The sequence below is a fragment of the Chryseobacterium rhizoplanae genome (assembly GCF_900182655.1).
Lineage (GTDB): Bacteria > Bacteroidota > Bacteroidia > Flavobacteriales > Weeksellaceae > Chryseobacterium > Chryseobacterium rhizoplanae.
In genome coordinates, this window is the sequence record NZ_FXTC01000007.1 from 30,275 (window position 1) to 56,753 (window position 26,479).

Annotated in this window: 23 protein-coding genes and 1 tRNA gene; 14 read left to right on the forward strand and 10 right to left on the reverse strand. The window is 37.2% G+C overall.

Features of this window, described 5'->3' with window-relative positions; genetic code table 11:
* Window positions 1-15: 15 nt before the first annotated feature.
* The 4 genes from FN817_RS15710 to FN817_RS15725 all read right to left on the reverse strand — a co-directional run bounded on the left by FN817_RS15710 (window position 16) and on the right by FN817_RS15725 (window position 5,686).
* Window positions 16-3,204, reverse strand: coding sequence for a S41 family peptidase (locus tag FN817_RS15710; protein WP_142718935.1), 3,189 nt, complete (start codon window positions 3,202-3,204; stop codon window positions 16-18).
* A gap of 299 nt (window positions 3,205-3,503) precedes the next feature.
* Window positions 3,504-3,577, reverse strand: a tRNA-Asn gene (locus tag FN817_RS15715).
* An 80-nt stretch (window positions 3,578-3,657) separates the two neighbouring features.
* Window positions 3,658-5,139 (reverse strand): RIP metalloprotease RseP, encoded by a 1,482-nt coding sequence (gene rseP, locus FN817_RS15720; RefSeq protein ID WP_142718778.1) that lies wholly within the window; start codon window positions 5,137-5,139, stop codon window positions 3,658-3,660.
* A 106-nt stretch (window positions 5,140-5,245) separates the two neighbouring features.
* Window positions 5,246-5,686, reverse strand: coding sequence for a DUF6646 family protein (locus FN817_RS15725; protein WP_047381880.1), 441 nt, complete (start codon window positions 5,684-5,686; stop codon window positions 5,246-5,248).
* 222 nt (window positions 5,687-5,908) lie between these two features.
* On the opposite strand from FN817_RS15725, the gene FN817_RS15730 reads away from it, so the two are divergent.
* Window positions 5,909-6,661, forward strand: coding sequence for a nitrilase-related carbon-nitrogen hydrolase (locus tag FN817_RS15730; protein ID WP_142718779.1), 753 nt, complete (start codon window positions 5,909-5,911; stop codon window positions 6,659-6,661).
* 54 nt (window positions 6,662-6,715) lie between these two features.
* Here FN817_RS15730 and FN817_RS15735 read toward each other — a convergent pair whose 3' ends face one another.
* Together FN817_RS15735 and FN817_RS15740 are read right to left on the reverse strand one after the other, a co-directional pair.
* Complete coding sequence (locus tag FN817_RS15735; RefSeq protein ID WP_142718780.1) at window positions 6,716-7,015, reverse strand: thioredoxin family protein; 300 nt, start codon at window positions 7,013-7,015, stop codon at window positions 6,716-6,718.
* 58 nt (window positions 7,016-7,073) lie between these two features.
* Window positions 7,074-8,483, reverse strand: coding sequence for an MBL fold metallo-hydrolase (locus FN817_RS15740; RefSeq protein ID WP_142718781.1), 1,410 nt, complete (start codon window positions 8,481-8,483; stop codon window positions 7,074-7,076).
* A gap of 342 nt (window positions 8,484-8,825) precedes the next feature.
* On the opposite strand from FN817_RS15740, the gene FN817_RS15745 reads away from it, so the two are divergent.
* From FN817_RS15745 to FN817_RS15800, 13 genes are all read left to right on the forward strand, one after another.
* Window positions 8,826-10,352 carry a helicase HerA-like domain-containing protein gene (locus tag FN817_RS15745; RefSeq protein WP_142718782.1) on the forward strand — a complete coding sequence of 509 codons (1,527 nt, stop codon included), beginning with the start codon at window positions 8,826-8,828 and terminating at the stop codon, window positions 10,350-10,352.
* Window positions 10,353-10,512: 160 nt separating this feature from the next.
* Complete coding sequence (locus FN817_RS15750) at window positions 10,513-11,736, forward strand: 3'-5' exonuclease (protein ID WP_142718783.1); 1,224 nt, start codon at window positions 10,513-10,515, stop codon at window positions 11,734-11,736.
* A 262-nt stretch (window positions 11,737-11,998) separates the two neighbouring features.
* Window positions 11,999-13,201, forward strand: a complete 1,203-nt coding sequence (lysA, locus tag FN817_RS15755) for a diaminopimelate decarboxylase (RefSeq protein WP_174774481.1) — start codon at window positions 11,999-12,001, stop codon at window positions 13,199-13,201.
* A 272-nt stretch (window positions 13,202-13,473) separates the two neighbouring features.
* Window positions 13,474-15,207 carry a thiamine pyrophosphate-dependent enzyme gene (locus tag FN817_RS15760; RefSeq protein WP_142718784.1) on the forward strand — a complete coding sequence of 578 codons (1,734 nt, stop codon included), beginning with the start codon at window positions 13,474-13,476 and terminating at the stop codon, window positions 15,205-15,207.
* A 128-nt stretch (window positions 15,208-15,335) separates the two neighbouring features.
* Window positions 15,336-15,818 carry a hypothetical protein gene (locus FN817_RS15765; protein WP_228451581.1) on the forward strand — a complete coding sequence of 161 codons (483 nt, stop codon included), beginning with the start codon at window positions 15,336-15,338 and terminating at the stop codon, window positions 15,816-15,818.
* Window positions 15,819-15,835: 17 nt separating this feature from the next.
* Window positions 15,836-16,525, forward strand: coding sequence for a hypothetical protein (locus FN817_RS15770; RefSeq protein ID WP_142718785.1), 690 nt, complete (start codon window positions 15,836-15,838; stop codon window positions 16,523-16,525).
* A gap of 100 nt (window positions 16,526-16,625) precedes the next feature.
* Window positions 16,626-18,062, forward strand: a complete 1,437-nt coding sequence (gene miaB, locus FN817_RS15775) for a tRNA (N6-isopentenyl adenosine(37)-C2)-methylthiotransferase MiaB (RefSeq protein WP_047424859.1) — start codon at window positions 16,626-16,628, stop codon at window positions 18,060-18,062.
* A gap of 115 nt (window positions 18,063-18,177) precedes the next feature.
* A complete protein-coding gene (locus FN817_RS23220; protein WP_167498884.1) occupies window positions 18,178-18,324 on the forward strand; it encodes a hypothetical protein in 147 nt (48 codons plus the stop codon).
* Entirely contained in the window at window positions 18,296-19,015 is a 720-nt protein-coding gene (locus FN817_RS15780) for a tetratricopeptide repeat protein (RefSeq protein WP_142718786.1), read from the forward strand. The genes FN817_RS23220 and FN817_RS15780 overlap by 29 nt, the downstream gene beginning before the upstream one ends.
* Window positions 19,016-19,130: 115 nt before the next feature.
* Window positions 19,131-20,420 carry a sigma-54 interaction domain-containing protein gene (locus FN817_RS15785; RefSeq protein WP_142718787.1) on the forward strand — a complete coding sequence of 430 codons (1,290 nt, stop codon included), beginning with the start codon at window positions 19,131-19,133 and terminating at the stop codon, window positions 20,418-20,420.
* Between the two features lie 7 nt (window positions 20,421-20,427).
* On the forward strand, window positions 20,428-21,132 hold the full coding sequence (locus FN817_RS15790) for a hypothetical protein (protein ID WP_142718788.1): 705 nt from the start codon (window positions 20,428-20,430) through the stop codon (window positions 21,130-21,132).
* Window positions 21,122-21,673 (forward strand): LptE family protein, encoded by a 552-nt coding sequence (locus FN817_RS15795; protein WP_052186504.1) that lies wholly within the window; start codon window positions 21,122-21,124, stop codon window positions 21,671-21,673. The genes FN817_RS15790 and FN817_RS15795 overlap by 11 nt, the downstream gene beginning before the upstream one ends.
* Window position 21,674: 1 nt before the next feature.
* Window positions 21,675-23,795, forward strand: a complete 2,121-nt coding sequence (locus tag FN817_RS15800) for a hypothetical protein (protein WP_142718789.1) — start codon at window positions 21,675-21,677, stop codon at window positions 23,793-23,795.
* A 39-nt stretch (window positions 23,796-23,834) separates the two neighbouring features.
* On the opposite strand, the gene FN817_RS15805 is transcribed toward FN817_RS15800, so the two are convergent.
* The 4 genes from FN817_RS15805 to FN817_RS15820 all read right to left on the reverse strand — a co-directional run bounded on the left by FN817_RS15805 (window position 23,835) and on the right by FN817_RS15820 (window position 26,387).
* On the reverse strand, window positions 23,835-24,443 hold the full coding sequence (locus FN817_RS15805; protein WP_142718790.1) for a DUF4126 domain-containing protein: 609 nt from the start codon (window positions 24,441-24,443) through the stop codon (window positions 23,835-23,837).
* Window positions 24,444-24,658: 215 nt separating this feature from the next.
* On the reverse strand, window positions 24,659-25,030 hold the full coding sequence (gene rnpA, locus FN817_RS15810; protein ID WP_142718791.1) for a ribonuclease P protein component: 372 nt from the start codon (window positions 25,028-25,030) through the stop codon (window positions 24,659-24,661).
* Window positions 25,031-25,045: 15 nt separating this feature from the next.
* Window positions 25,046-25,771 (reverse strand): tRNA threonylcarbamoyladenosine dehydratase, encoded by a 726-nt coding sequence (locus FN817_RS15815; RefSeq protein ID WP_047424574.1) that lies wholly within the window; start codon window positions 25,769-25,771, stop codon window positions 25,046-25,048.
* Window positions 25,764-26,387 (reverse strand): TatD family hydrolase, encoded by a 624-nt coding sequence (locus FN817_RS15820; RefSeq protein ID WP_142718792.1) that lies wholly within the window; start codon window positions 26,385-26,387, stop codon window positions 25,764-25,766. The genes FN817_RS15815 and FN817_RS15820 overlap by 8 nt, the downstream gene beginning before the upstream one ends.
* Window positions 26,388-26,479 lie beyond the last annotated feature (92 nt).

Consider the following 26,479-nt stretch of genomic DNA (forward strand, 5'->3'; position numbering starts at 1 on the left):
GCAATATTTTAATTCTTATTTCTTCAAATCTTTAAGGATTTCCTGCACGGCTCTTTCCAGCTGTGGGTCGTTATTTTGAAGACGGTCCATAAAGGTATTTTTAACATAAATATCTGGTTTTACACCTGTTTTTTCAAGGTTTTGTCCGTCCAGCGTATAAGTTCCCCATGAAGGCAGTCTGTAAGAAGATCCGTCTACCAAACCTTTGGCCGAAGTGAAAATAATCCATCGATAGGTATCCTGGCCTATGATTTTACCCAGTTTCAGTGCTTTAAATCCTGCTGCAGTCATTTCGGCATCACTTAATGAAGCTTCATTAATCAGAAGTACAATAGGTTTTCCGGAAGGAGCAAAGTTAGGCTGTGTTGTCATTTTTCCTTCACGATATTTCCATTGTAAATAAGGCTTCTGAGAAAGGAAATTTAATACCTTATCATGAACATTTCCACCTGTATTATAACGCAGATCAAGAATAACAGCATCCTTTCTGTTTTCCTGTTCTACCATATCCAGAAGGAAACGGTCCAGCTCATCAGTAGACATATTTTTCATACACGAATAAGCGATACGGTTGTTGCTGAGTTTATCAACACGCTGGTGATTGTTGTAAATCCAGTCATCATAAAGCAGTCCTTTTAGTTCTCCGTTTGATATTGGATGTACTTTAGTTGTTACATTTTTACCGTCACGGCTGAAAGTAAGAACAAGTTCATCCTGTTTTTTAGGGCTCGTAAAATATGTCTCACGGTTTTCATTAGGATCAATCTTTTTCCCGTTGACAGAAATCAATTGATCTCCCGGTTTAATATCAACTCCCGAACGGAAAGCCGGTGATTTTCTTACAATACTTTCCACCGTGTAAGGCTGGTCTTTTTTGAAGATAATTCCTGTTTCGTTGGTGAAATAGTTCAGGAACATTGCTTCTTCTTTTCCGGTTGAAGAAAAGCCGGTGTGAGAAGAGTTAAGCTCCCCTAAAAGGTCATTTAATAAAATCCGCAGATCATTTCTGTTATGTACATACGGAAGATATTTGGCATACTGCTCCTTTTTCGCTTTCCAATCGATACCATGGAATTTTTCGTCATAGAAATTTTCCTCTACACCTGTCCATGCCTCGGCATACATTTGAGTAAATTCAGAAGCCAGATCTTTGTCAAAACTATACTGAATATTTATTTTCTCAGGTTTTAAAGCTGCTACAGTTGTTTTATATATGTTTCCTTCGATCAAAGCAAACAGGTTTTTCTCATTTTTAGTAAGATAATAAGCTGCTTTATCAAAAACTTTTTCGGATTTGGCAGGCTCAAAATCTGTGAATACTTTTTTATACAGCTGTCTCTTTCCATTATCCTGATTGGAGTTGAATAACAGAATTTCCTTTTTGTCGTCTGTAAAAACTGCAGGATCATCCTGATATCCATATCGGTCGGTAACCAGTTCGATTCTGTCCAGAGTATCTTCAGGATTTACCTTCAGTTCTTTGATTACCGGTTCTTTTTCTTCCTTTTTCTCTTTGTCCTTGTCTTCTTCTTTTTTATCCTTCTTGTCTTTATCTTTATCCTTTGCTTTATCAGAAGATTTTTCTTCTTTCTTTTCTTCCGTGAAGAGACTGTCGAATTTTTCAGATTTAAAAGGTTCATCAAACCAGTCTAAAGCCATACGGTAAATGTTAGACTTCTGCATGCCTAGAGGATAAGACGGATTGGTTCTGTCGCTGGCAAAATAAATATACCTGCCATTGGGTGACCATACAGGATCTTCCTCTGAAACACCAGTATTGGTGAGGTTAAGTGTCTGTCCTTTTTTGATATTATAAATGAAAATATCAAGCTCGAAATTTCTTTTTGCCGAGAATAATACATATTCGTTATTAGGCGAAAAAGAAGGCCTTGAGTTTTGGAAAGCCCAGATTTCATCCTTTACAATCGTTGTAGATTTGAAGCTTTTTAAATCCAATACTCTTACTTCATCTCTTCCGCTTAAATAAACTGCTTTTGAAAGGTCGCCGTTGAGCGTTATATTACGGTTATTGCGTAAATCTTCTGTTAATTGTTTTGGCTGTCCCTTTCCGTCTGCCTGAATCGTAAACCAGTTTTGGTATCCGTTGTAGGTCTGGCTGTAAAGAAGGGTGCGGTTGTCTTTCAGCCATTTTACTTCCATAGCACGTTCTTTTCCGTCAGAAACCTGCTGGGCAAATTTTCCTTCAATATCCGATACAAATAAAACTCCACGGCTTATAAATGCCATTTTTTTACCATCCGGAGATACATCATAATAAGAAATGTTGTTTTCCACATTGAAATTCTGTTCTTTATCCAATGTTTTATTGATGTTTAAACTGATAGTAAGTGGAGTAGTATTTTTTGATGCTATATCATAAGTATAAAGCTGATAATCCTTTTCAAAAATAATTTTAGAGCCGTCTGCTGAGACAAAAGGTTTTTTTATAGAAGTATCAAATTGCGTTAAAGCCGTTTTTTTACCATTTTCAAGCTTATAAAGATTGTATTCTCCGTTATTTTCATCAGAAATAAAGTAAATAATACCGTTTTTATCTACGCTTGGGTTGAAATCTTTGCCTTCGTAATTCGTGTACTGTTTGAAAGTATTGTTTTTGGGGTTATATCCTAAAATATCAGGATTGTTTTCCCCTTTGTAACGCTTACGCTGCACCTGATGGGCACTTTCTGAAGAGCTGGTGAAAAGATATTCTCCCGCAGGAGTTTCTACAAGTCCATTGGTATTGTTGAAATAATTGTTGAATAATTTTTGTGGAGTTTTCCCTTCAATTGTAGTTTTGAAGCTGCCAAAATTATTATTTCTGCTTGAGGTAAAATAAATGGTTTTGCTGTCCCATGCCCAGCTTTCCATTTCGTCTCTTCCGGTGTGGAAGGTTAGCTGCTTGATTGTTCCTCCTCCCGCAGGCATTACATACACGTCATAATTTCCATATTGGTTAGAACTGAAGGCAAGCCATTTTCCATCCGGTGAAAGTCGGGGATTGATTTCTTCTCCGTCCAATGCGGTAATTCTTGAAGCGTTCCCTCCATTGGAGTCTGCTTTCCAGATATCGCCGTCATAAGCGAAATACGCTGTTTTTCCATCAGGACTCAATGAAGGACTTGATAAAAAATAAGACTTTTCCTGTGCCGAAATCCCTATAATAGAAAATGCTGCTAATAACGAAATAATAGTTTTCTTCATGGTATAATGGGGTATTGATACAATACTATAATATTGGTTTATTACTCTTTGTCTTGGTAGAGGAGTATCCATTTGCTGAGAATTTTGGCGCTTTGAATAACTCTAAAAAAGAATAGTCGAATGATTACGGAAATCGTTACATGAAAAATACCTAAAAAGGTGGATAATATTCAGTGAAGCAGATTGATACTTCATAAAAGTTAATGTAAGTTACCGATATCTGTCTTTTCAAGGCTGGATATGTAGAATTGTTCAGATGTAAGCATAAAAAAAGACTTACATTTCTGTAAGTCTTTTTGCTCCTCCTGCTGGGCTCGAACCAGCGACCCTCTGATTAACAGTCAGATGCTCTAACCAACTGAGCTAAGGAGGAATGTCCTTTGTTTTAAGTGGTGCAAATATAGGACGAATATTTATACCCTACAAATATTTTTAAGAAAAAATTTTAAAAAATTATAATTTTCCTGTAAATACCTTGAAGATGTCGCTTCCGAAGATCAGTAACATCAATCCTAACAGGAAGATAACTCCAATCATCTGAGCGTTTTCCAGCACTTTCTGAGGAACCGGTTTTCCTACAATCATTTCGTATAACGTAAATATAACGTGTCCACCATCAAGTCCGGGAATGGGAATAAGATTTAAGAACGCCAACCATACGGAGAACATTGCTGTAAAGCTCCAAAACATAGTCCAGTTGATAGAAACAGACCCGTCTTTAGATTTCTCTACCGGCATATTTTTAATGATAGCGATAGGACCTCCCACTTTTTTATAACCTTGAACCTTTTTATTGAAAATCAGTTTAAACTGTTTGATTTGATAGGTTAAACTCTCAATACTTCTTGTATATCCTCTGCCAATTGACTGTGCAAAAGTAAAATGTTGAGTATTGGCATATTTTTCCAATTGCTTATAAGACCCGATGCCTAGTGTTCCTTCTTTAGAAACTTCGAGATTCAGGGGTTGTACAGCTCCTGATCTTAGTACCTCTACATTCATTGTCTTTCCTGCATTTTTCCCTACAAGGGCTTGTAGCTCGTCATAAAAGCTAATTTTCTGTCCGTTTACAGAAACAATCTGGTCACCTATTTTTAATCCAGCTGCAGCTGTTTTTGGGTTCGTAATAGTATCTATTATAGGAGAATATCTTGGTGTAAGAAATGCTCTTGGGTTGTCATCCTTAAATGCCATTGCCTTTCCGTCATCATTCGTTTCGAAAGTTACTTCTTTACCCTGCCTTAAAACAGTGATCTGGTCGCTCAGTAAAATATCCAGAGAAAGTTTATCTAAGCTGTTTTGAACTTTGCCATCTACTTTTAATATCTTATCACCATCCTCAAAGCCCATTGCTTTCGCAATCTTTGTATAATGCATAGGCGCTTCTACTCTTGTTGTGTCAAAAGAGGTTTCTCCATTAAAGTAAGACAGACATCCGTAAATCAACCATGCAAGGAAAAAGTTAACCGTAACTCCTCCCAGCATAATGATAAGTCTCTGCCAGGCCGGTTTTGATCTGAATTCCCATGGTTCTGCCGGTTTTTTCATCTGGGCAGTATCCATACTTTCATCCACCATTCCGGCAATTTTCACATATCCTCCGAAAGGAAGCCATCCAATTCCGTATTTGGTTTGTTCAGGGTGTTTTCTCCAGTCGTTATCCGGAAGTTTTGATATATCGATAGGAACTTCTTCCTTCTTTCCGTTTACCTCTATTACTTCAGAATCCGGCAGGTTCTTTGATAAAAACTTATACTGCCATTTTCCGTTGATTTTCTTCATGGAGAATATGGAGAAGTAAGGATCAAAGAACAGGAAAAACTTCTCTGCTCTGGTCTTAAACCATATTGCGGGTAAAAAATGCCCAAGCTCATGAAGAAGCACAAGTATAGAGATGCTCAGAATGAACTGAAAAAGTTTGATTGCTATTTCCATTAATAAATTTTAGATTTTAATTTGCAAAGGTAACAATTATCAAAACTATGCCAAATAAAAAAGCTCCCCGAAACGAGAAGCTTTGTCATATTTAAAGACGATTTGATTATAAATTGAAAGAAACACCCAGACTGCCATTATTACCTACTTCTGCAAATACCCCTATTTTCTCTGTGAAGAAATAACGGGCTCCAATGTGAGCGCCAACACCGAAGTCTCTTCCCAGAACGCCAAGGTCTACACCAGGATAGATATCCCATTTTGAAGGAAGGTTCAGTGCTTCCTGTAAGTGGAAATTCAGTCTTCCGAAAACAAAAACACGATTATCCTTATCGTTGTTTTTGTAATTGTCAAAATAGCCATTGATCCCGGCTCCTACTGAAATAAGTTTGTTGAGCCCATAGTCATAGGTTCCCGTTACTCCGGTCCCATATCCCCAGGCACTCAGCCCCAGTTGTATTTTCTGATCTCCCTTTCCTGTCCAGGCCTGAGCATTAGCCATAGCCCCGAAAAAGAAGATCGTCACCATAAAAAACAATTTCTTCATAAATTTTAAATTTTTAAGGATAGTAATAAAAAATATCTCTATCAAAAATGAAACCGAAAGAATGGCAGTATTGTAAAAAGACGAGACTTTAATAAATTATTAAGAAATATAACTCCGTTTTTGTGGACTAAACTATTTTTTCAACGGTTTAATTCTCCTTTTGTAATCATAAAAGCTGTATTTTTATACATCAGATTTGTAATAATTTAAAAAGAATAAAAGATGAAAGTTGTAGGGCTTAATTTAGATATCATCTGGAAAAATAAAGCTGAGAATTTTAAACTCATAGAAAAAGAACTTCAAAATGTGGAAGCGGATCTGTTTCTTCTTCCCGAAATGTTTTCAACAGGTTTCTGTATGGACGCTTCTGAAGCGTCAGACAGAAATAATGAATCACTGGAATTTTTGAAAAAGCTTTCAAAAGATAAAAATGCCGCCTTCTGTGGAAGTGCTCCCGTAGAACATAACGGAAATTTTTACAACAGAATGTATTTCGTAAAGCCGGATGGTGAACCCTCTTTTTATGATAAAAGGCATTTATTTTCCTTTTCTGGGGAAGATAAAGTGTATACACCCGGAAAGGAAAGAGTAATTGTTGAATATCAGGGAATAAGATTCCTTCTTCAGGTATGCTATGACCTGCGTTTTCCTGTTTTTGCACGAAATAATGATGATTATGATGCTATTTTATATCTAGCCAACTGGCCGGAGAAAAGAGTAGGAGCTTGGGAACATTTGTTAAAAGCCCGGGCAATTGAGAATTTGTCTTTTGTTTTTGGCTTAAATAGAATAGGAACCGATGGGAATGACCTTTTTTATCAGGAAAGTTCTCATTGCTTCTTTGGTGACGGAAAAGAAATTTCTCAAAAACAAGGGAATCTTGTATCCGCAGAATTAAATATGGATGAATTGAAAGATTTCAGAACACATTTCCAGTTTTTGAATGACCGGGATCGTTTCTCAATTCAATTGTAAATAAAAATAAAGGCTGAAATTCATTTGAACTTCAGCCTTTATTTTGCTCTTTATCTAAAGATATTGTTGGAGAAGATGGGTTAATGTATTCACATCATGCACTCCACTTTCTTTCCATAGCATTTCTCCCTTTTTGAAAATAGCCAGAGTAGGAACTCCACGCACTCCATATTGAGCTGCTAATGCAGGATATTGATCTACATCTACCTTTATAATTCTGGCTCCTTCGCCGATATTTTCTTTTACAGTATTTAATACCGAAGACTGTACTTTACAGGGTTGGCACCATGTTGCGAAAAAATCGATCAGTACCGGTCTTTCGGAATCAATGATTTCCTGAAATTTTTGTGACATAGTTTTGGTTTTATTAGTTTGTTTTTAAGAAAAGTCCCAAAAACTTAATTTTCATATCTTACGATGTTTTGGATTGGCATACAAAATCTGTAGTCGGGAATTTTTCAGTCTTTTTTATACCGTTGAAACCTCCTTCTATTTCAGTAAAGTTTCTGATTCCGTGTGAGTTAAGAATGCTTGCTGCGATCATGCTTCTATATCCGCCTGCACAGTGAAGGAAAAAGTGTTCTGAATCATCAATTGTGCGCGCCCAATCACTGATTGCATCTAATGGCTTGTTGTACGCATTATCAATATGTTCAGCAGAATATTCAGTCAGTTTTCTTACGTCAATTACTTTTGCATCTTCTGTAAACTGTTCAGCAAATTCAGCTGGAGTGATTCTTTTGATCTCATCGGTTTCTTTACCTGCATTTTTCCAGGCTTCAAAACTTCCCTTCAGATAACCTACCACATTATCAAAACCAACTCTGCTTAGTCTTGTAATTACCTCTTCTTCAGTTCCTTCATCTGTTACCAGTAATAAAGGATGCTTTACATCTACGATAAGGTTTCCTACCCAAGGGGCAAAATCACCTTTCAATCCTATGTTGATAGAGTTGGGAACAAATCCTTTATGGAAGTCCGCTGCTCCTCTTGTATCTAAAATTAATGCTCCGGTTTCTTCAGCCAATGCTTCAAAATCTTCCGGTGCTACAGGGTGTAATCCTTTGTTCATTACAACGTCCAGACTTTCATATCCGCCTTTGTTTAATGCTACATTCATTCCGAAATATTTCGGTGGGGCTGTTAAACCGTCAAGAACTTCTCTGATGAAAGATGCTTTGTCTGGTTGATTAAGCGCATAATTGGTCTTCTTTTGGTTTCCTAAAATATCAACCGTTTCTTTCTGCATGTTCTTTCCACAGGCAGAACCCGCACCATGAGCAGGATAAACAGTGATGCTGTCATCCAATGGCATGATTTTGTTTTGAAGGCTATCGTACAGAATCCCTGCAAGGTCTTCCTGGGTAAGATTAGTTGCCTTCTGTGCAAGATCCGGTCTTCCGACATCTCCTAAAAACAGGGTATCACCCGTGAAAATTGCCTTTTCAATACCGTTTTCATCTATTAAAAGATAAGTGCTGCTTTCCATCGTGTGTCCCGGCGTATGCATTACTTTTATTTTTACTTTTCCGATTTCAAAAATCTGGTTGTCTTCAGCAATAATTGCTTCAAATTCAGGAGCAGCAGTAGGTCCGTATACAATAGGAGCACCTGTTTTTTTGCTTAGATCCAAATGTCCGGATACAAAATCAGCGTGGAAGTGAGTTTCAAAAATATATTTTAAAGTGACATTGTCTTTTTCCAGACGATCAAGATAAGGTTTTACTTCTCTTAGTGGATCTATAATGACAGCTTCATTCTCTGATACAATATAATAGGCACCCTGAGCCAGACAGCCCGTATATATTTGTTCAATTTTCATTGGGTCTTTTTTTAATGAGTTAAAGATACAAAGTATTAGATAAATTCTAAATGAAATGTTAAATCCCATTGATAGTTTCTTTCAATACTTTGTTAAACGAATGTTTAATCTGATGTGTTTTTCAGCAAAAAGAATGCCTTACAGCTTGTGAATTTGCAAATGCTGTTTTTTATCATGTCTTCTGGGAAATCATCTATTGTTCACAGATAAATACATATGGTTTGAAATTTGTTTATGCAGATGCAAATTTTATTTTTCGAAGAAATAAAGATAAGTTCATTGGAAAATATCTTTACATATTCTGCAAAAATTTTATATTTATAAGTTAAAAAAAGCGATCAGATGGCAGACAAAGCACAATTTATTGAGGAACTCAACGCAAGATACACTCCAAAAGGAGAACATATTATATTAGGAAAAGGAATGCTGGATGGAGAAGTAGTTACAGAAGTGAATGTAACCATTCCCCTGAAAACAATTAACCGTCATGGCCTGATTGCCGGAGCCACGGGTACCGGTAAAACAAAGACATTGCAGGTGTTTGCAGAACAGCTTTCCCATGCGGGAATTCCATCTTTGGTTCTTGATATTAAAGGAGACTTCTCCGGGATTGCAGAAGCAGGCCAGATGAATCCTATCATTGAAGAAAGATATGCTAAAACACAGCTTCCTTATAATCCACAGGGTTTTCCGGTAGAACTGATGAGTATTTCCGGGGGTGAAGGAGTAAAATTGAGGGCTACCGTTACAGAATTCGGACCTGTTTTACTAAGTAAAATCCTTGAACTTAATGATACTCAGCAAAGCATTATGTCTATTGTCTTCAAATACTGTGATGATAAAGGTCTTCCCTTGATTGACCTTAATGATTTGAAGAAAGTACTGCAGTATGTGACAGATAATGCACAGGGAAAAGCTGAGCTTGCAGCAAATTACGGATCCATTGCGCCAGCATCTTTAGGAACAATTTTAAGATCTATAGTTGCTTTAGAACAACAGGGAGCAGCAGGTTTCTTTGGTGAATTAAGCTTTGATGTTCAGGATTTATTGGAAACAAGAGACGGAAAAGGAGTTGTTAATATTTTAAGAGTATCTGATATTCAGAATAAGCCACAGCTTTTCTCAACGTTTATGCTTTCACTTTTTGCTGAAATTTATATGACGTTTCCGGAAGAAGGAGACAGCGGTAAACCAAAGCTGGTATTATTTATAGATGAGGCACACCTGATTTTTGACGAAGCTTCCAAAGCGCTTCTTTCACAGATTGAAACGATGGTAAAGCTGATTCGTTCCAAAGGAGTTGGGATCTATTTCATTACCCAGATTCCGGGAGATGTTCCTGAAAATGTGCTTTCTCAATTAGGATTAAAAATCCAGCATGCATTGAGAGGTTTTACAGCCAAAGATAAAAAAGAAATTTCCAAGGCTGTTGAAAACTATCCTACCACAGAATACTACAATGCTTCCAGCCTGATCCAGAATTTAGGAATTGGGGAAGCATTTGTTACCGCTCTGGATGAAAAAGGAATACCTACCCCATTAGTGCATACCTATCTGATCTCTCCGGAATCAAGAATGGATGTTCTGAGTGAAGCGGAAATCTCTGATCTGACAGGTAAATCAGCAATGGTTGCAAAATACGAGCAGGCTATTGACAGAGAATCAGCTTACGAAATGCTGACCAACAGAATGGAACAGGCAGCACAAAATCCCACTCCTGCACAAAAAACAAGACCTGTGAAAGAAGAACCGGGAATGTTTGAACAGGTATTACAGAGTAAAGCCGGCCGTACTTTTACCAATACATTAATGAGAGAAGGAGCAAAAGCGATTCTCGGGATGTTCGGTTTAGGAGGCAGAAGAAGATAGGTTGAGGGATAATAAAGGATGATCTGCTGGGTTTTGACATATTTTTTGTTATTTTAGCAGGTTATCTTTACTTAATGGTGAGAAATAGAGCCTGATTTATTGGGGAATAAATCAGAGGTTTTAAATATGAATTATAAAAAAGCAGTTAACACACATTAGAATGTATTCAATTATAGATATAGAAAGTAATGGTGCAGGTTATAGAAATGAATGCATTATAGATATTGCCATCTACAGATATGATGGTCAGAAAATTACGGACCAGTTTATATCCCTTGTAAACCCTGAAAGTGATATTACTCCTTTTGTACAGAAACTGACCAGTATTACCCCAAAAATGGTCAAGACAGCTCCGAAATTTCACGAAATTGCCAAAAGAGTCATTGAAATTACTCAGAATACAACCTTGGTAGGGCACAATATCGATTTTGATTACAGAATGCTTCGCCAGTCTTTCAAAAGGCTTGGGTATGACTTCAAAATCAATACTTTAGATACTATTCCTTTAGCGAAGAAACTGATTCCTGATGAGGTAAGTTATTCGTTGGGAAAGTTGGTGAAATCTCTGGGAATTCCCTTGACCAATCACCACAGGGCTGAAGGAGATGCAAGAGCTACGCTGGAGCTTTTTAAACTCCTGATTTCAAAAGATACTGAAAACGAAATCATTCAGAAGCAGCACGATGAATCTAATGCAAAAACCTATATCAATAAGATCAAAGAACTTACTCAGGATCTTCCTAATGATAAAGGCTTTGTGTATTTTCAGGATGAAGCAGGCCGTATTATTTTCTCGGATTATGTTCAGGATATCAACAAGTTTTCCAAAAAGGTTTTTAATTCCAAATCGAAGAAATGGGAGAATATTCAAAAAGAGGTTGAGCAGATTAATTTTGAACTTACAGGAACAGATATTATTGCAAAGCTGATTTTGAATTCCAAGAATATTAAAAAGAAAGAAGTATTGCCTTTCGGGCTTTATTTCAGGAATAATAAATATGTTGTTGAAAAAAACACACTCAATAAAACAGAAAAACCGGGCTTAAAATTCAGGTCATTTACCCAGGGAACAAAAGCGGTTCAGTTTATTGGTTTGCAGGAGGAGTTTAATGATTATACAGCGTTGAAGCAGAAAATTGAATTCAGAAAAAGAAATGAACTGTGGCTGGGGCCGGGAAGAAAATTGGGTGAAAAATTATTTTTAATCATCGAAAACGGAAAAGTGATTTCATTTGGTTTTTATGAGCTGTTTACGCAGATTCAGACTCTCAGTAAGCTGGCTAAATTAAAAATTGATCTTCCGTTATCTTCTGCGGATTTGAATAATGAATTGCAGCTGGCACTGCTTCGAGGCGACTTCGAGACGCTGCCGTTGCCAAAATAACAGAGAAATTTAAGCTTTACCCATTTTATCGGAAAGAAGCTGCATTTCAAATCAATTTTCATAAAATAAAAAATAAGTAGTATTTTTGCAAAAAATAAATAGTAGCAATGCAAAATTTTAAACAAATAAAAACTGGAAAAAAGGGAGCTGTAAAGTTCTCTAAGGTTTGGAATATTTAAAAGAGTTGTCTTGCATAAAAAATAATCAATGTGGCAGACTCTTTTTTCGAAGGATCTGCCTTTTTTTATGTTAAAATGAAATTATGAATTCAAAAGAATTACTAAAGATTGCCAATGAGTTTGGCACACCGGTGTATGTTTATGATGCGGAGTCCATCAAAGTTCAATACGAAAAACTTACGTCTTCTTTTTTAAAACATACAAAGTTCTTCTATGCAGCGAAGGCATTGACGAATATCAATATCCTTAAGTATGTCAAGAACCTGGGTGCTTCTTTGGATTGTGTATCTATTAATGAAGTTAAACTTGGATTAAAAGCAGGATTTTCAAAAGAGAAAATATTGTTTACTCCAAATTGTGTTGACTTGGCTGAAATAGAGGAAGCAATGACTTTTGGTGTTCATATAAACATTGATAACATTTCTATTCTTGAGCAATTCGGGAACAAGTATGGAAATACCTATCCCATTTTAGTAAGAATCAACCCGCATATTTTTGCCGGAGGGAACTATAAAATTTCAACAGGGCATATTGATAGTAAATTCGGGATTTCCATTCACCAGGTTCGTCACATCGAAAGAGTGATGAAAAGTACAAACCTGAATGTGGAAGGACTTCATATGCACACAGGAAGTGAGATCAAAGATCCGGATGTATTTCTGCAGGCTTTGGAAATCATGTTAGAGCTTTCTGAGCATTTCCCGAACCTGAAATATCTGGATATGGGAAGTGGTTTCAAAATCCCTTATCAGGATAGTGAGGAAGAAACTGATGTAAGAACATTAGGAAAAAAAGTAGAAAAAGTAATTTCTGAATTTTCAAAATCTACAGGAAAAAAATTCGAGCTATGGTTTGAACCAGGGAAATTTTTAGTTGGTAAAAGCGGATATTTATTGGTAAAAGCTAATGTGATCAAGCAGACAACGGCTACTGTTTTTGTGGGAGTGAATTCCGGATTCAACCACCTTATCCGTCCAATGTTCTACGATTCTTACCACATGATTGAAAACTTATCCAATCCAAAAGGAGCAGAAAGAATTTATACTGTAGTAGGAAATATCTGTGAAACAGATACTTTCGCATGGGATAGAAAACTGAATGAAGTAAGAGAAGGAGATATTCTTGCCTTCCATAATGCAGGAGCTTATGGTTTTGAAATGAGTTCAAACTTCAACTCAAGATTAAAACCTGCAGAAGTGTTATTCCTGGATGGGAAAGCCCACCTTATCCGTAAAAGAGATGAATTTGAAGACTTACTGAGAAATCAGATCGAAGTTGTGATGTAAACTCAGACGATAATATATGAGCAGCCGCCTTTTTAGGTGGCTGTTTTTGTTTTGAGATTAATACGTTTGGTTATTATTGATGTACTAGGCCTCATGAATTTCTAAAACTTATGGGCTTAAATAGTAAAAAACTCAAAGTTAAATTACAAATTTTTAACATTGAAGCCGGGTGAAAGTTCCAATTTTATTAGCTAAATTTGATAGACATAGGAAGGTTTTTCTTTCTGTCAAATACTATTTTCATCAAAAAATAACTACCAAAACAAATAATTATGGCAAAAAATATTGCAGAGCAGATTGTTGAAATGCTCGAAAATGCCAATGTGAAAAGAATTTATGCAGTAACCGGTGACAGTCTCAACCATCTGAATATTGCCGTCAAAAAAAGCAGCATCCAATGGATCCATGTAAGACACGAGGAAGTGGGAGCTTATGCAGCTGCTGCAGAGGCAGAATTAGATGGCTTGGCAGTGTGTGCAGGAAGTTGCGGCCCGGGACACGTTCACCTTATCAATGGAGTATATGAAGCGCACAGATCCCATGTTCCTATGCTGGTGATTGCCTCCACGATTCCCAGTGATGAAATGGGAATGGATTACTTTCAGGAAACCAATACAATAAAACTGTTTGATGACTGTAGCTATTATAACCAAATGATTACACGTCCAGAACAGGTGCAGAGAACCGTTCAGACGGCCATTCAACATGCAATTTCGAAAAAAGGAGTTGCGGTGATAGGTCTTCCGGGAGATGTTTCCGAACTGGATGCAGAAGAAGGATCTACTTCTACCCAAATTTTTAAAACCAATCCTGTTATAAGACCCTCTGATGATGAATTGAAGAAACTGGCAACATTAGTCAATGGAAGCAAAAAAGTAACATTATACTGCGGAGTAGGAGCGGGTGAAGCAAGTGCAGAAGTTATAGAGTTGTCTAAACTTTTAAAAGCACCTGTAGGATATTCATTCCGGGGAAAAATGGCCATTCAGCCTAATAATCCTAATGAAGTGGGGCTGACCGGGCTGCTGGGATTTCCTTCAGCGTATCACGCAATGCACGAAGCAGATCTGGTTCTTCTTTTAGGAACCGATTTTCCGTACCAGAAATTTATGCCGGTAAAAAATAAAATTGTACAGATCGATGAAAGTCCGGAAAGATTGGGAAGAAGAGCAAAGCTGGAATTAGGCCTTGCAGGAGACATCAAAGAAACGATAAAAGCATTGCTCCCTTTATTAGAAGAAAAAACAGATGTGCACTTTCTGAATGAGCAGCTTGCGTTTTATGATAAAGTAAAAGAAAGTCAGTTGGAGTATGTAAAAGATTTTGGAAAAGAAAATGCCATCCAACCGGAATATGTGGCCCATACTTTAGATAAGCTTGCCAAAAGGGATGCTATTTTTACTGTTGATACCGGAATGTGCTGTGTTTGGGGAGCCCGGTTTATTACAGGAACAGGAGAAAGGAAAATGCTTGGTTCATTTAATCATGGATCAATGGCCAATGCAATGCCAATGGCAATCGGAGCTGCTTTAGCCCATCCTGAAAAAGAGGTTATTGCCATGTGTGGAGATGGAGGATTATCTATGTTATTGGGAGATATGGCGACTATTTTTCAGTATAAATTACCGATAAAACTGATTGTTTTCAACAACCGAACGCTGGGAATGGTAAAGCTTGAAATGGAAGTCGGCGGAATGCCCGATAATGAAACAGATATGATCAATCCCGACTTTGCAATGGTAGCACACGCAATGGGATATCCAGGTAAGAATGTACACCTTCCCGAAGAAGTGGAAAGCGCGATCAAAGAATGCTTAGATCACAACGGACCTTATCTTCTGAATATCTTTACTAACCCCAATGCACTGGCTCTTCCTCCTAAAATTGAATTTGATCAGATCATGGGAATGACCAAATCTATGGCTCAACTGATGCTTGGCGGTAAAATGGATGAGGTTTTTGAAACCGTAAAAAGCAATTATAAACACATCAAAGGCCTGCTGTAGGAAGAAATAAATAATCGGAAAGTTCTCTGAAATTCAGAATCTATATATAAAACTTCATGCTTTGCGTGAAGTTTTTCTTTTTTATAAATGGGCTAAATATTTACCTTTGCTTATTATTAAACAAAATTATGAGAACAGTACTTTTATTTTTGGCTTTGTGTGCAGTGAATTTTTCATTTGCACAAGATCAGGAAGAACGAGATGATTCCTTCATAAGAGATAATAATAAAACCCTTTTAAAAATAGATATTAAAGAACCTTTTATGCAGGTTGCTGTGAAATGTAATGATTTTAAACCGGCAGCTTATGAAGGTGGGGTTGCGGCTTACAAAGACATCTTGAACAAGTATATGTATGCTTATCTGAATTCGGATTTCTATGCGCTGACAGGAGACTTTACATTTACTTTAGTACTTGATGCCAAAGGAAAAGTTGTAGATGTGAAAGGAATGCCTAAAGTACAGAACAGCGAAGTTTTTTTTGATGACATGCAGTATGTCGTAAGAAGAATAAAGAAAAACTGGACACCGGCGTCTTGCGGCGGACAGCCTGTAGCTTCACAGATTAAAGTTAAAATGAACTTCTCTTCAATGTCAGCAGATATCGATTAAATAATTTAAACACAATAATGAAAAAGACTTTTTTTATGTTTTTTCTGGCTTTCGTATCTCTGTATAAAGCGCAGACATTTGATCTTCTTCAGGGAGATATGAACCCTTATAAAGGAGGTGCTGTCCAGTTTTATAAAGATTTGAATACAGTTCTGATTGAAAGTCATTCAGAGCATTGCAATAACAGAAGGTCTGAAATGTTTCTGGCTGAACTTGAAATCGAAAAGGGACATGCTAAAATCATTAATAAAACACTTTCTGATAATTGCCCTACCACCGTATTTGTAAAGGCTCTCGATGAAATAAATAAACTGAAAAAATGGAAAAAAGGTGCGGATGTACAGAAATATGTTTCCATCATATTTTATCCGATCGATTATTTTGACAACTTTAAAGAAAATTATACCACGCAGGGCTTAAAAAAATCTGCTGAATTTCCAGGAGGAATGGGAGAATTCAGAAACCGTCTGCTCATTAATCTGAAAAACCAGAACATCAGAAATGCTGATGGAGTAACAGCTGAAATACGATTTAAAGTTAATCAGGAAGGTGTTTTACAAGATATTATAATACAACCTGATGATTTACAGGATGATATTAAAAACAAGGTAATGAAAGCTGTAGGGCAAATTACCGAAAAATGGCAACCGGAATCTTTCCGCGGCGTTCCGATAACATCCAGTTACGTGATGCGTGTAACTTTATAATTTTGTTACAATAATAGCGCTGACATTCTGTCACAATATTTTGTATCTTTGCAAACTTATTTGTTCGTAATTTAAAATTGCGAACCTTAAATTGATTATCGTGCAGGAAAAATATATAGACGAAACGAAACAGGGCGAAGCTTTTGCTATTGCTGAAAGACCGGAGAACTCTAAAAAACTGTTTTTAGAAAGCTATGGTTGTCAGATGAACTTCTCTGACTCTGAAATTGTTGCATCCATTCTCAATGAACAGGGTTATAATACAACAATGAAAGTAGAGGAAGCTGACCTGATTCTCTTAAATACATGTTCCATCCGAGAAAAAGCAGAACAGACCGTGAGAATGCGTCTTTCACAATTCAAAAACCTGAAAAAAGAAAAACCGAATATGACGGTGGGGGTTTTGGGTTGTATGGCGGAAAGATTAAAAACCAAATTCTTAGAAGAAGAACAACTGGTTGACCTTGTTGTAGGTCCTGATGCCTATAGAGATCTACCTAATCTTTTAAAAGAAACTGACGATGGAAGAGATGCAATTAACGTGATCCTTTCCAAAGAAGAAACCTATGCAGATATCAATCCCGTTCGTTTAGGCGGAAACGGTGTTACCGCTTTTGTTACCATTACCAGAGGTTGTGATAACATGTGTACATTCTGTGTAGTTCCTTTTACCAGAGGAAGAGAAAGAAGCCGTGATCCTCACTCTATCATAGATGAATGTAAAGATCTTGCCAACAACGGATATAAAGAAATTACCCTTTTAGGACAGAACGTAGACTCTTACCTTTGGTATGGAGGAGGCCCTAAAAAAGATTTCGCCAAAGCTTCTGAAATGCAGAAGGCAACTGCTGTAAATTTTGCTCAATTGCTTGATTTGGTAGCTAAAGCCGTTCCGGAATTAAGAATCAGATTCTCCACTTCAAATCCGCAGGATATGAGCCTGGATGTATTTAAAATGATGGCAAAACACGATAATATCTGTAAATACGTGCACCTTCCTGTACAAAGCGGAAGCAATAATATGCTTGAAGCGATGAACAGACAGCATACCCGTGAAGAATATCTTGATCTGATCAGAAAAGCAAAAGAAATTGTTCCTGAAGTAGCCTTTTCTCAGGATATGATCGTTGGATTCTGTAATGAATCAGAAGAAGACCACCAGGATACCTTAAGCCTGATGAGAGAAGTGGAATATGACTACGGTTATATGTTTGCTTACTCAGAAAGACCGGGAACTCCGGCTCACAAGAAAATGGAAGACAATATTCCGGCTGATGTAAAACAGAGACGTCTTGCTGAAGTTATTGCCCTTCAGGGTGAGCTTTCCAAACAAAGAATGAAATCTTATGTAGGAAGAATGCACCAGATTCTGATTGAAGGAATTTCCAAGAAGAACAAAAACCAATGGAAAGGAAGAAACTCTCAGAATGCCGTATGTGTATTTGATCAGCTGGAAGGACAGAAAATAGGTGACATTGTGAACGTTTTTGTCTATGACAACACACAAGGCACACTTTTAGGGAGAACAGCGGAATAACAGTAAGTTTTGATCAGGGCGGTGTATCTTTTTGCAATGCTTTCCTTTGCTCTGGTATCTTGCCGGATTTTTAGTAAATTGTGAAAGAAAGACTAGACTCTTCAGATCACAGCATATGAGCCAGAATCTGAAAGATACTGTACTGGATGAAGAATCACTCGATGGCTGGATGCCGAAAGAGATAAAAGGTTTAAAAGTAGATTATTATCAGTATTTAACCTATAAAATTGAAAATGGAAAAGTTTCAGAGGTATTACCTTAGCTTTTTGTTGCTTATCGTTTACACCAATACTATTGCACAGGTCAACTGTAATGCAGTAGAGGGTGAGAACTGCAAAAAAGCGTGTGAGTTATACAACTGGGCTTCAGATGTACAAGGTTTCGCAGCATCTCAGGAAGGCTTTGATAAAGCTATTGGGCTGTGTCCTGATTTCTCCCTTGCTTATATGGAAAAAGCAGTTCCATATCTTAAGAACGGGGATTTTGAAACCTGGAAAATTTTAATTGATAAAGCCGTTGCTTTAGATCCTCAAATGCACCTTGGTTATAGAGGCTGGGCCAAGTTTCAGTTTCTGAGAGGCTTTAAAGGAGCTATTCAGGATTTAGACCAATTAAAAAAATATTATCCCGGAGACTTGGGAAGGTCTCGAAACGGGGACTATAATCTGGATGTAGTAAGAGCTATGTCCTACAGCGCGTTAGGACAGAAAGAAAAAGCGGCTGGGATTATAGAAAGGCTTCTGGCTACCAGAGGTTATGTGAAGGGAATGTTTGATCATTATCAGTTGGGAGTCACTTACTTCGAGCTGGGAAGGTATGACAAAGCCCTGGAAAATTTTGAAAAACAAAGCAAAGAATACAACTTTGCCGAGAATATATACTTTAAAAGTAAAGTTTCTAAGATCAGAAACAAAGATTATTTAGATTTAAAAATGTTAGCCCTGCAAACGTAATGATGAGGGAAAGACCATGAAAGATGTCTACACTCATCACTTTAACAAAGTCTACAGGAAAGAGATTGAAGAGCTGTAGAAGATTAACATTAAATCAATAATCAAAAATTTACTTATGAGCAACGAGTTACAAAACATAAAAAACCGTTTCGGAATTATCGGAAACTTTCCGGCACTCAACCGGGCGCTGGAAAAATCTATTCAGGTGGCCCCTACAGATATTTCTGTACTGGTAATAGGGGAAAGTGGAGTAGGAAAAGAATTTATTCCGAAAATTATCCATTCAGAATCCAAAAGAAAACATCAGCCTTATATCGTAGTAAACTGTGGAGCAATTCCGGAAGGAACCATAGACTCTGAGCTGTTCGGACACGAAAAAGGAGCTTTTACAGGAGCTACAGCTACAAGAAAAGGGTACTTTGAAGTAGCAGACGGTGGAACCATCTTTTTGGATGAGGTAGGAGAGCTTCCACTGCAGACCCAGGTTCGTCTTTTAAGAGTGCTGGAAAGTGGTGAATTTATGAAAGTAGGTTCTTCACAGGTACAGAAGACCAACGTAAGAATTGTAGCGGCGACTAACGTTAATATGATGAAAGCCATCCATGACGGAAGATTCCGTGAGGATTTATATTACCGTCTGAATACCGTTCAGATCGACATGCCGCCTTTGAGAGAAAGAAAAGGTGACATTCATTTGCTGTTCAGAAAATTTGCAATAGACTTTGCTGAAAAGTACAGAATGCCGGAGCTTGAGCTGGAGCAGAGCGCTGTTCATTATATAGAAAATTATTCTTTCCCGGGTAACATCCGCCAATTAAGAAACTTAGTAGAGCAGATGACCGTTGTGGAAAGGAACAGAAATATCACTGCTGAGAAACTGGCTGAGTATATTCCGATGGAAACCCATCTTCCGATGGTAGTGAACAGTCAGAATACTCCTAAGCAGAACGATTTCGGAAGTGAAAGGGAAATCATGTATAAAATTCTGTTCGATATGAGGAATGATATTAATGATTTAAAATCCTTAACTTCGGAATTGATTAAGAACAGGGGAACAGCAGATCTGAGTAACCATGAGAAAAACCTGATCAACAGGATTTATACCCCTGAGACTCAACCTCAGGTAAATCCCGGGTCTTTAGTCTATTTTGACAATCATAATGATGCACCGGTAGTTCAGAATCCTACGATTATCTCAACTCCGGATGACAGTTATGAAGATATTGAAGATATCGAAATTGAAGAAAACAGACCGGAATCACTTTCTCTTCAGAATAATGAAAAAGATTTGATTATCAAGGCGTTGGAGAAGCATAAAGGACGCAGGAACAGAGCCGCAGATGAATTGGGAATCTCACAAAGAACTTTATACAGAAAAATAAAACAATATAACCTGGAAGATTAGCACAATAATGAAAGTAAATTTAACATCTAAGCCGATCAATTTTAAACTCGGAGAATATATTAATAAAGGTTTTGAACTTTTAAAGAAAGATTTCGGAAATATTTTTGTAGCATTTTTAGTGTGCTTTATCATGTCGATTATTCCGTTTTGCGGATTATTAGCGATGGGTAATTTGTACAAATATCTTCAAAGGCTGAGCAGAAATCAGCCGGCAAGTCCGGGAGATATCTTCGATTTTAAGGACTTTATGCCTTACTTTATGCTGCAGTTAATTGTTTTTGGAGGTGTTTTATTACTTTATATTCCTTTACTTGCTGTGCTGGGGATATCAGGAGCAATGTCAGAGGGGAATGAGCCCAATCCAATGGTCGCTCTTTTTATTTTTCCTTACGTGTTTTTATTGATTGCAGCGATATACTACTTTGTATTGAAGGGCTTTTATATCATTCCATTAATCAGCCTTAAAGGAATCACAGAAATAAAAGAAGCGTGGAATATTTCAAAAATAATGACCAAAGGAAATCTATTGTCTATTTTCCTTTTCTCGTTAGTGGTGAGCATCTTAGCTCAGATTGGTATTGTGGCTTGCGGGATAGGGATTTTTCTTACCCTTCCGTTTTTATATACTGCAAACTATTTTGCTTATGAAGATGCTATTCAACAAATTGAGTATGATGAAATTATTGAAATTGGATCTAAAAATGAATTTTAACATTAAAAATATCAGCCTGAAACAATCACTGCTTACCGCAATGCTTTTTGCATTGCTGGGAGTTTTAAATTCATGCTACAGCTTTACGGGATCATCTCTTACAGATGAAAAAACGGTGCAGATCAATGAATTTCCAAATAATGCACCCCTTGTAAACCCTGCATTATCCCAACAGTTTTCTACCGCAATACAAAACAGATTCCTTCAGAGAACAACGCTGAAAGGGACCAAAGAAAACCCTGATATCCTGATAGAAGGAGAGATTACAGACTATTCCATTACTCCTACCACAATCAGTTCCAATACCCAGACCAACCCTTCTGGTGGAGTGATTCAGCAGGCACAGAATAAACTTACGATTACCGTAAAGGTACATTATGAAAACAAAATTCATCCGGATGCAAGTTTCGACAGAACCTATTCCGATGAAGCCGCTTTCAACAGTGATGTATCACTAAGTCAAATCGAAGACCAGCAGGTAAAACTGGTAACAGATAGAATTATTAATAAGATATTTAACGACATTGTAGCGAATTGGTAAGATGAATCCGAGAGTTTTAGAATTAATAAAAGATCCGAAAAATATTCAGTTCGAAGACCTTGGTCTTTTGAAAGAAGAGATTCATACTTTTCCTTATATTCAAAATATCAGGGCGCTTCATCTGTATGGAGTCCATCTGTACGAAAAGGAAAACTATCAGAAAGAGCTTTCCACCACGGCAGCTTATACAACTGATAAGAAGATTTTGTATCAGCTGATCAACGGAAAGATCAACCAGGAACCCAAACCGGAAATTGTTGAAGAGAAAAAACCTTCCAAAGCAATTGAAAAACCAACTCAGTTAGTCCCGAAAAAGTCTTTTCCTATCAAAAGAGAAGAGGGCGTTTCTGTGGAAAAACCAATAGAAGAGCATGATACTGCATGCCTTTTACCAATTACACAGGAGGTTAAGCACATTTATGTAAATGGTGAACGAAACAGAATTTTATTCGAAGGGGAAGAAAACTTCCTTGATGAGCAAAATTCTGAAACAATAGATATTGAGTCTACCCTGGAATCAGGAGTTCTGGTCACTCAAAAGACTGAACCTGTAGTGGAAAAGCCTGTTCAGCAAGACGAAAAACAAGCTGAAGCAGAGGAAAAGGCAGGAGAAAACTTTACGCCGGAAACCATCATTCACGAAGATCAGATTTCTTCAGAAAAAGAAGAAGAAAAGATTGACGAAGAAGAAAATATCAGTTTTCATGAAGTAGCTCCTGTAGTACCGGAAGAAAATGTTGAAAAAGTTGTAGAAGAGCCTGTAAAAACAGAATCAACAGTTAATGAAACTGAAATTATTTCTGAAGAAGAGGCTTCTCAACAAGTAATACAAGCTGAAATAGAAGAGAATGCTGGAGAAAATTTTACGCCGGAAACCATTATCGATGAAGATCAGATTTCTGTTGCAAAAGAAGAAGGGAATAATGAAGAAGAGTCACCAATAGAAGTATCCGATGCGGAAGTAAGCTTCCATGGAACAGAATCCTTCATGCCGGATGTTAAAATCCAGGGCAACAACGAAGAAATTTCTGAAACAGCTGCAGTTTCCCAGTCCCATGTAAATAAGCATGAAGAGGAAATGAGACGTCTGATTGAAGAAGTGGAGAAAAAGATGAAGGAGGCTAAACCTGTTGCTCAGGAAGAAAAGACAGAGCCTGAAGCAACTGAAGATCATGAAATTAGCTTCGCTGAAACCCAGAATTTCCATTTCTGGTCAACAAGTGATGACAGACCTTCGGAAATCAAAGAAGAGCCTGTAAAAGAAGAAGTTGTTGAAAGCCAATTGCCTTCGGAAGAGGAGATTAAGGTTGAAGCAGCGGAAGAAAAGGAAGAAGTTCCTGAAGTTCAGTCTGCATGGAAGCCTATGAGTGTGGAATCCAATTTGCCTGATTCATTAATCAGTAAGTCAACAGAAGCGGCAGCTCCTGAAATAAAAGCCCCGGTAGCAGAGATAATTCCTGCAGAAGAACCGGAACCTGTCATTGAAGCTGAAGCTCCATCTGAAACGATTGAGGGCATTACAGAAAATGTTCAGGAAGATACTGTAGAAAGAACCTCAGAAGCAGCTGAAGAGCATTCTGCCCCAATTGAGACAACCGAAGAAAATACTGATAAAGCTGTTGAAAAAGAAGAAGTTCCCGTGATGAATGTTTCTTTCTTTGGAACCGATATTTCTACCCTTAAGGTTGAAGATAAGCAGAAGGAAAGTAAAGAAGAACCTGTAGAAGAAATACAGGAAGTTACTATGAAGAATACAACACAGCCGCAATTAGACAGCAATGTTCCCGGTTTTATCAATACCTGGCAAAGCTGGCTTAAGATTGGCAGAACTGAAGAAGTCGTAAAGGAAAAATCTGAAATAAAAGAAAAGGCTATTGAAGCCTTCATTGAAAATAATCCTAGAATCAGCCAGTTAAAAGAAGAAAGCTCCTATGTTGTTAAAGAAAAGAACGATGATATCTCACATTTGATGACAGAGACACTGGCGAATCTTTATTTTGAACAGAAACTATACACAAAAGCGATAAAAGCGTTTGAAATATTAATCAAAAAGAGTCCTGAGAAAAAAGAATATTTTGAATCTAAAATTCAGGATATTAAGGACTTCAGAAGTAAAAATTAAAAGGAAAAAGGTACTGCTTTAAACAGTACCTTTTTTTATTTATAAATTCTGAGGATCGCTTTTACTTCCCCGTAATTTTTTCCATGCCCTCCGTCCAAAAACAATAACAAGAATTAAGGTAATTATTGCAAGAATTGCTGCAATGACTGGTGCAGCCATGGCAAGAACAGACATAAGACCTGCTCCGGCTGTTTCCGTGGTCCCTACCACAGAATTTCCCAATCCTCCGGTTGTAGCCGTAGAAGCTGCCCGTATTCCTGCAAATCCTGAGCTGATGGTGGCTGCTGTACCTCCACCTGCAATTAATGCGAGCGCCCATTGCGGAAATGTTCCCAGCTCAGCAAACTGACTCGCAAATAATATGGAACCTGCTACTGTCGCCATCGGAATAGAAATCGTATCCAGCAAATGATCAATAAAGGGGATATAATAGGCCAGAATCTCAGCCACGGTGGCAATTCCTGTTGTAATCAACGTAGGAAGGCCCGCAAGCCACTCAAAATGCTCATTCATGGGAATCCAGTTGAAATAAGAAGAAAGACTTACGATAAACATCGGGAGAAATACCCGAAATCCCGTAGCCGCTGCCAGTCCAATCCCGATAAATGCGCTGATGATATAAGAAAAATAGGGAATATTATCTAACATATTAATTTTCAGATTTATTGTTTTCCCTAAATTACAAAAAGTATATGATATTAAGAGTTGTTAATTTCATGTGCCGGATATGAGATACGGGATGCGGATTTCGAGCTTCGCTATTTGTGATTTATTGTAGAATAAAATAGAGTATCTACACAGTGTAAATCTGTGTGATCCGTGGGATAAAAACGTCTCACAGATCTTTTTATTCTAATGAAAAGTTATTTTTTCTGTGCTTCACAAAGTTTAATAAACTGAGCCTCTACATCCTGAAATTTAGGAGGCATCTCAGGAGAAACCCAGAATAACATAGCCATCGTTTTTTCTCCAAAGGCTTCTTTAAATAAATCTTTATTCAGACGGTAGCATTCTCTCAGTAATCTTTTGATACGGTTTCTATGGACAGCTTTTTTAAAATATCTTTTTGAAACAGAAACCCCGAATCTGGGTGCTTCTACGGGAAGGGTGGCTTTGTCTTTCAGAATAATAATTCTCAGATTTCCGCTGGTTCTCCATTTGCCTTTCTCAAAAAGCAAACTGATTTCCGTATTTTTTTTGAGCTTTTCCGCTCTGGGATACTTGGAATTTGTCATTTACGGGGTGTGAATTTAATCCTGATTTAATAAATGATTAATTACTTCTGAAGCGGTGTACAACCCGAAAATGGCAGGCATATAACTTATGGTTCCGTAAAAAGATCTTTTATAATTAGTTCCGTCAGTCATTTTCAAACTGTCTTCATCCTGGATGTCATTGGCAAAAACACAACGCACACCTTTGTCAATTTTTACTTTTTTCAGCCTTTTTCTTACCTGTCTTGCAAGGTGGCAGTGTTCTGTTTTACTGATGTCTCTTACCAGTACTTTGCTTGGATCGGTTTTTCCGCCGGCTCCCATTGAGCTTACGATTTTGATCCTTCTTCTTTTTGCAGCGATAATTAAAGAAAGTTTTGGAGTAACACTGTCGATACAGTCCAACACATAATCGAATTTGGCAGAATCCAGCACTTCTTCCATTCTTTCCGGATTCAGAAACTCATTGATTTTCGTTAAATTAAGCTGTGGATTGATGTCAAGAAGCCTTTCAGCAACAACATCTACCTTATGTTTTCCTACAGTAGAGTGTAAAGCAGGCAGCTGTCTGTTGATATTTGTAATATCTACCGTATCGCCATCCACAATGGTCATATTTCCTACCCCGGCTCTCGCCAGAAATTCTGCGGCAAAAGAACCTACTCCGCCTAAACCTACCACAAGCACATTCGCTTTGATCAGTCTATCCAATCCTTCTTCCTTTATCAAAAGTTCAGTTCTTTCCAGCCAGTATTTATCCATTTTTTATTGAGTGTAAATTTTCTAAAATTTGTTCATTCATTTGTTCCAGGGAAATAGCTTTTATTTCCGAAACTTTAATGTACAATTCTTCAATGTTAAAATCTTCATTATCAGTTTCTAAAAAGATTCTGTCTAATGGAGTGTCTTTTATAATATCCTGCAAAGATAAATTATACAAAACAGCTTTTCCAAAACTCAGGTAAAAATTATTGCTCAGAAGATCTTCAGCAATTTGCCGTTTTTTATTGAAACCATGGATAATCATTGGCTGTTCGGCCTTCTTTTTAAAAGAGATCACCTCATAAAACTTTCTTACACAATGAATAATCAGAGGCTTTTTTACCTCATTTGCGATTTTTATCTGTCTTAAAAAAACTTCCTCCTGAATTTTCTGATCCACAGAAACCAAAGAATCCAAACCACATTCACCAATAGCAAAACAGTTTTCAGACATCGTATTTTTCATCCATGAAAACTGTTGTTCTATAGTATTAACATCAATATCGTTGGGGTGAATACCGATGGAATAAGGGAAATCGGGCGGAATTCCTTTCGACAGATTGTAAATTCCGTTTCTGATATATTTTTTATGATGGTGAAAATCAAAAAATTCCATTTTCAAAAATAAGTATTTTCAGATTTAATTTAAAATTATTAAACGATCGTTTATAAATGTGTTAAAAATTTCTTAACTTTACTCAAAGTGCA

Coding starts and splice junctions, on each gene's coding strand:
- FN817_RS15710 (WP_142718935.1), bottom strand. CDS start 3,204: ATGAAGAAAACTATTATTTCGTTATTAGCAGCATTTTCTATTATAGGG.
- rseP (WP_142718778.1), bottom strand. CDS start 5,139: ATGGAAATAGCAATCAAACTTTTTCAGTTCATTCTGAGCATCTCTATA.
- FN817_RS15725 (WP_047381880.1), bottom strand. CDS start 5,686: ATGAAGAAATTGTTTTTTATGGTGACGATCTTCTTTTTCGGGGCTATG.
- FN817_RS15730 (WP_142718779.1), top strand. CDS start 5,909: ATGAAAGTTGTAGGGCTTAATTTAGATATCATCTGGAAAAATAAAGCT.
- FN817_RS15735 (WP_142718780.1), bottom strand. CDS start 7,015: ATGTCACAAAAATTTCAGGAAATCATTGATTCCGAAAGACCGGTACTG.
- FN817_RS15740 (WP_142718781.1), bottom strand. CDS start 8,483: ATGAAAATTGAACAAATATATACGGGCTGTCTGGCTCAGGGTGCCTAT.
- FN817_RS15745 (WP_142718782.1), top strand. CDS start 8,826: ATGGCAGACAAAGCACAATTTATTGAGGAACTCAACGCAAGATACACT.
- FN817_RS15750 (WP_142718783.1), top strand. CDS start 10,513: ATGTATTCAATTATAGATATAGAAAGTAATGGTGCAGGTTATAGAAAT.
- lysA (WP_174774481.1), top strand. CDS start 11,999: ATGAATTCAAAAGAATTACTAAAGATTGCCAATGAGTTTGGCACACCG.
- FN817_RS15760 (WP_142718784.1), top strand. CDS start 13,474: ATGGCAAAAAATATTGCAGAGCAGATTGTTGAAATGCTCGAAAATGCC.
- FN817_RS15765 (WP_228451581.1), top strand. CDS start 15,336: ATGAGAACAGTACTTTTATTTTTGGCTTTGTGTGCAGTGAATTTTTCA.
- FN817_RS15770 (WP_142718785.1), top strand. CDS start 15,836: ATGAAAAAGACTTTTTTTATGTTTTTTCTGGCTTTCGTATCTCTGTAT.
- FN817_RS23220 (WP_167498884.1), top strand. CDS start 18,178: ATGAGCCAGAATCTGAAAGATACTGTACTGGATGAAGAATCACTCGAT.
- FN817_RS15780 (WP_142718786.1), top strand. CDS start 18,296: ATGGAAAAGTTTCAGAGGTATTACCTTAGCTTTTTGTTGCTTATCGTT.
- FN817_RS15785 (WP_142718787.1), top strand. CDS start 19,131: ATGAGCAACGAGTTACAAAACATAAAAAACCGTTTCGGAATTATCGGA.
- FN817_RS15790 (WP_142718788.1), top strand. CDS start 20,428: ATGAAAGTAAATTTAACATCTAAGCCGATCAATTTTAAACTCGGAGAA.
- FN817_RS15795 (WP_052186504.1), top strand. CDS start 21,122: ATGAATTTTAACATTAAAAATATCAGCCTGAAACAATCACTGCTTACC.
- FN817_RS15800 (WP_142718789.1), top strand. CDS start 21,675: ATGAATCCGAGAGTTTTAGAATTAATAAAAGATCCGAAAAATATTCAG.
- FN817_RS15805 (WP_142718790.1), bottom strand. CDS start 24,443: ATGTTAGATAATATTCCCTATTTTTCTTATATCATCAGCGCATTTATC.
- rnpA (WP_142718791.1), bottom strand. CDS start 25,030: ATGACAAATTCCAAGTATCCCAGAGCGGAAAAGCTCAAAAAAAATACG.
- FN817_RS15815 (WP_047424574.1), bottom strand. CDS start 25,771: ATGGATAAATACTGGCTGGAAAGAACTGAACTTTTGATAAAGGAAGAA.
- FN817_RS15820 (WP_142718792.1), bottom strand. CDS start 26,387: ATGGAATTTTTTGATTTTCACCATCATAAAAAATATATCAGAAACGGA.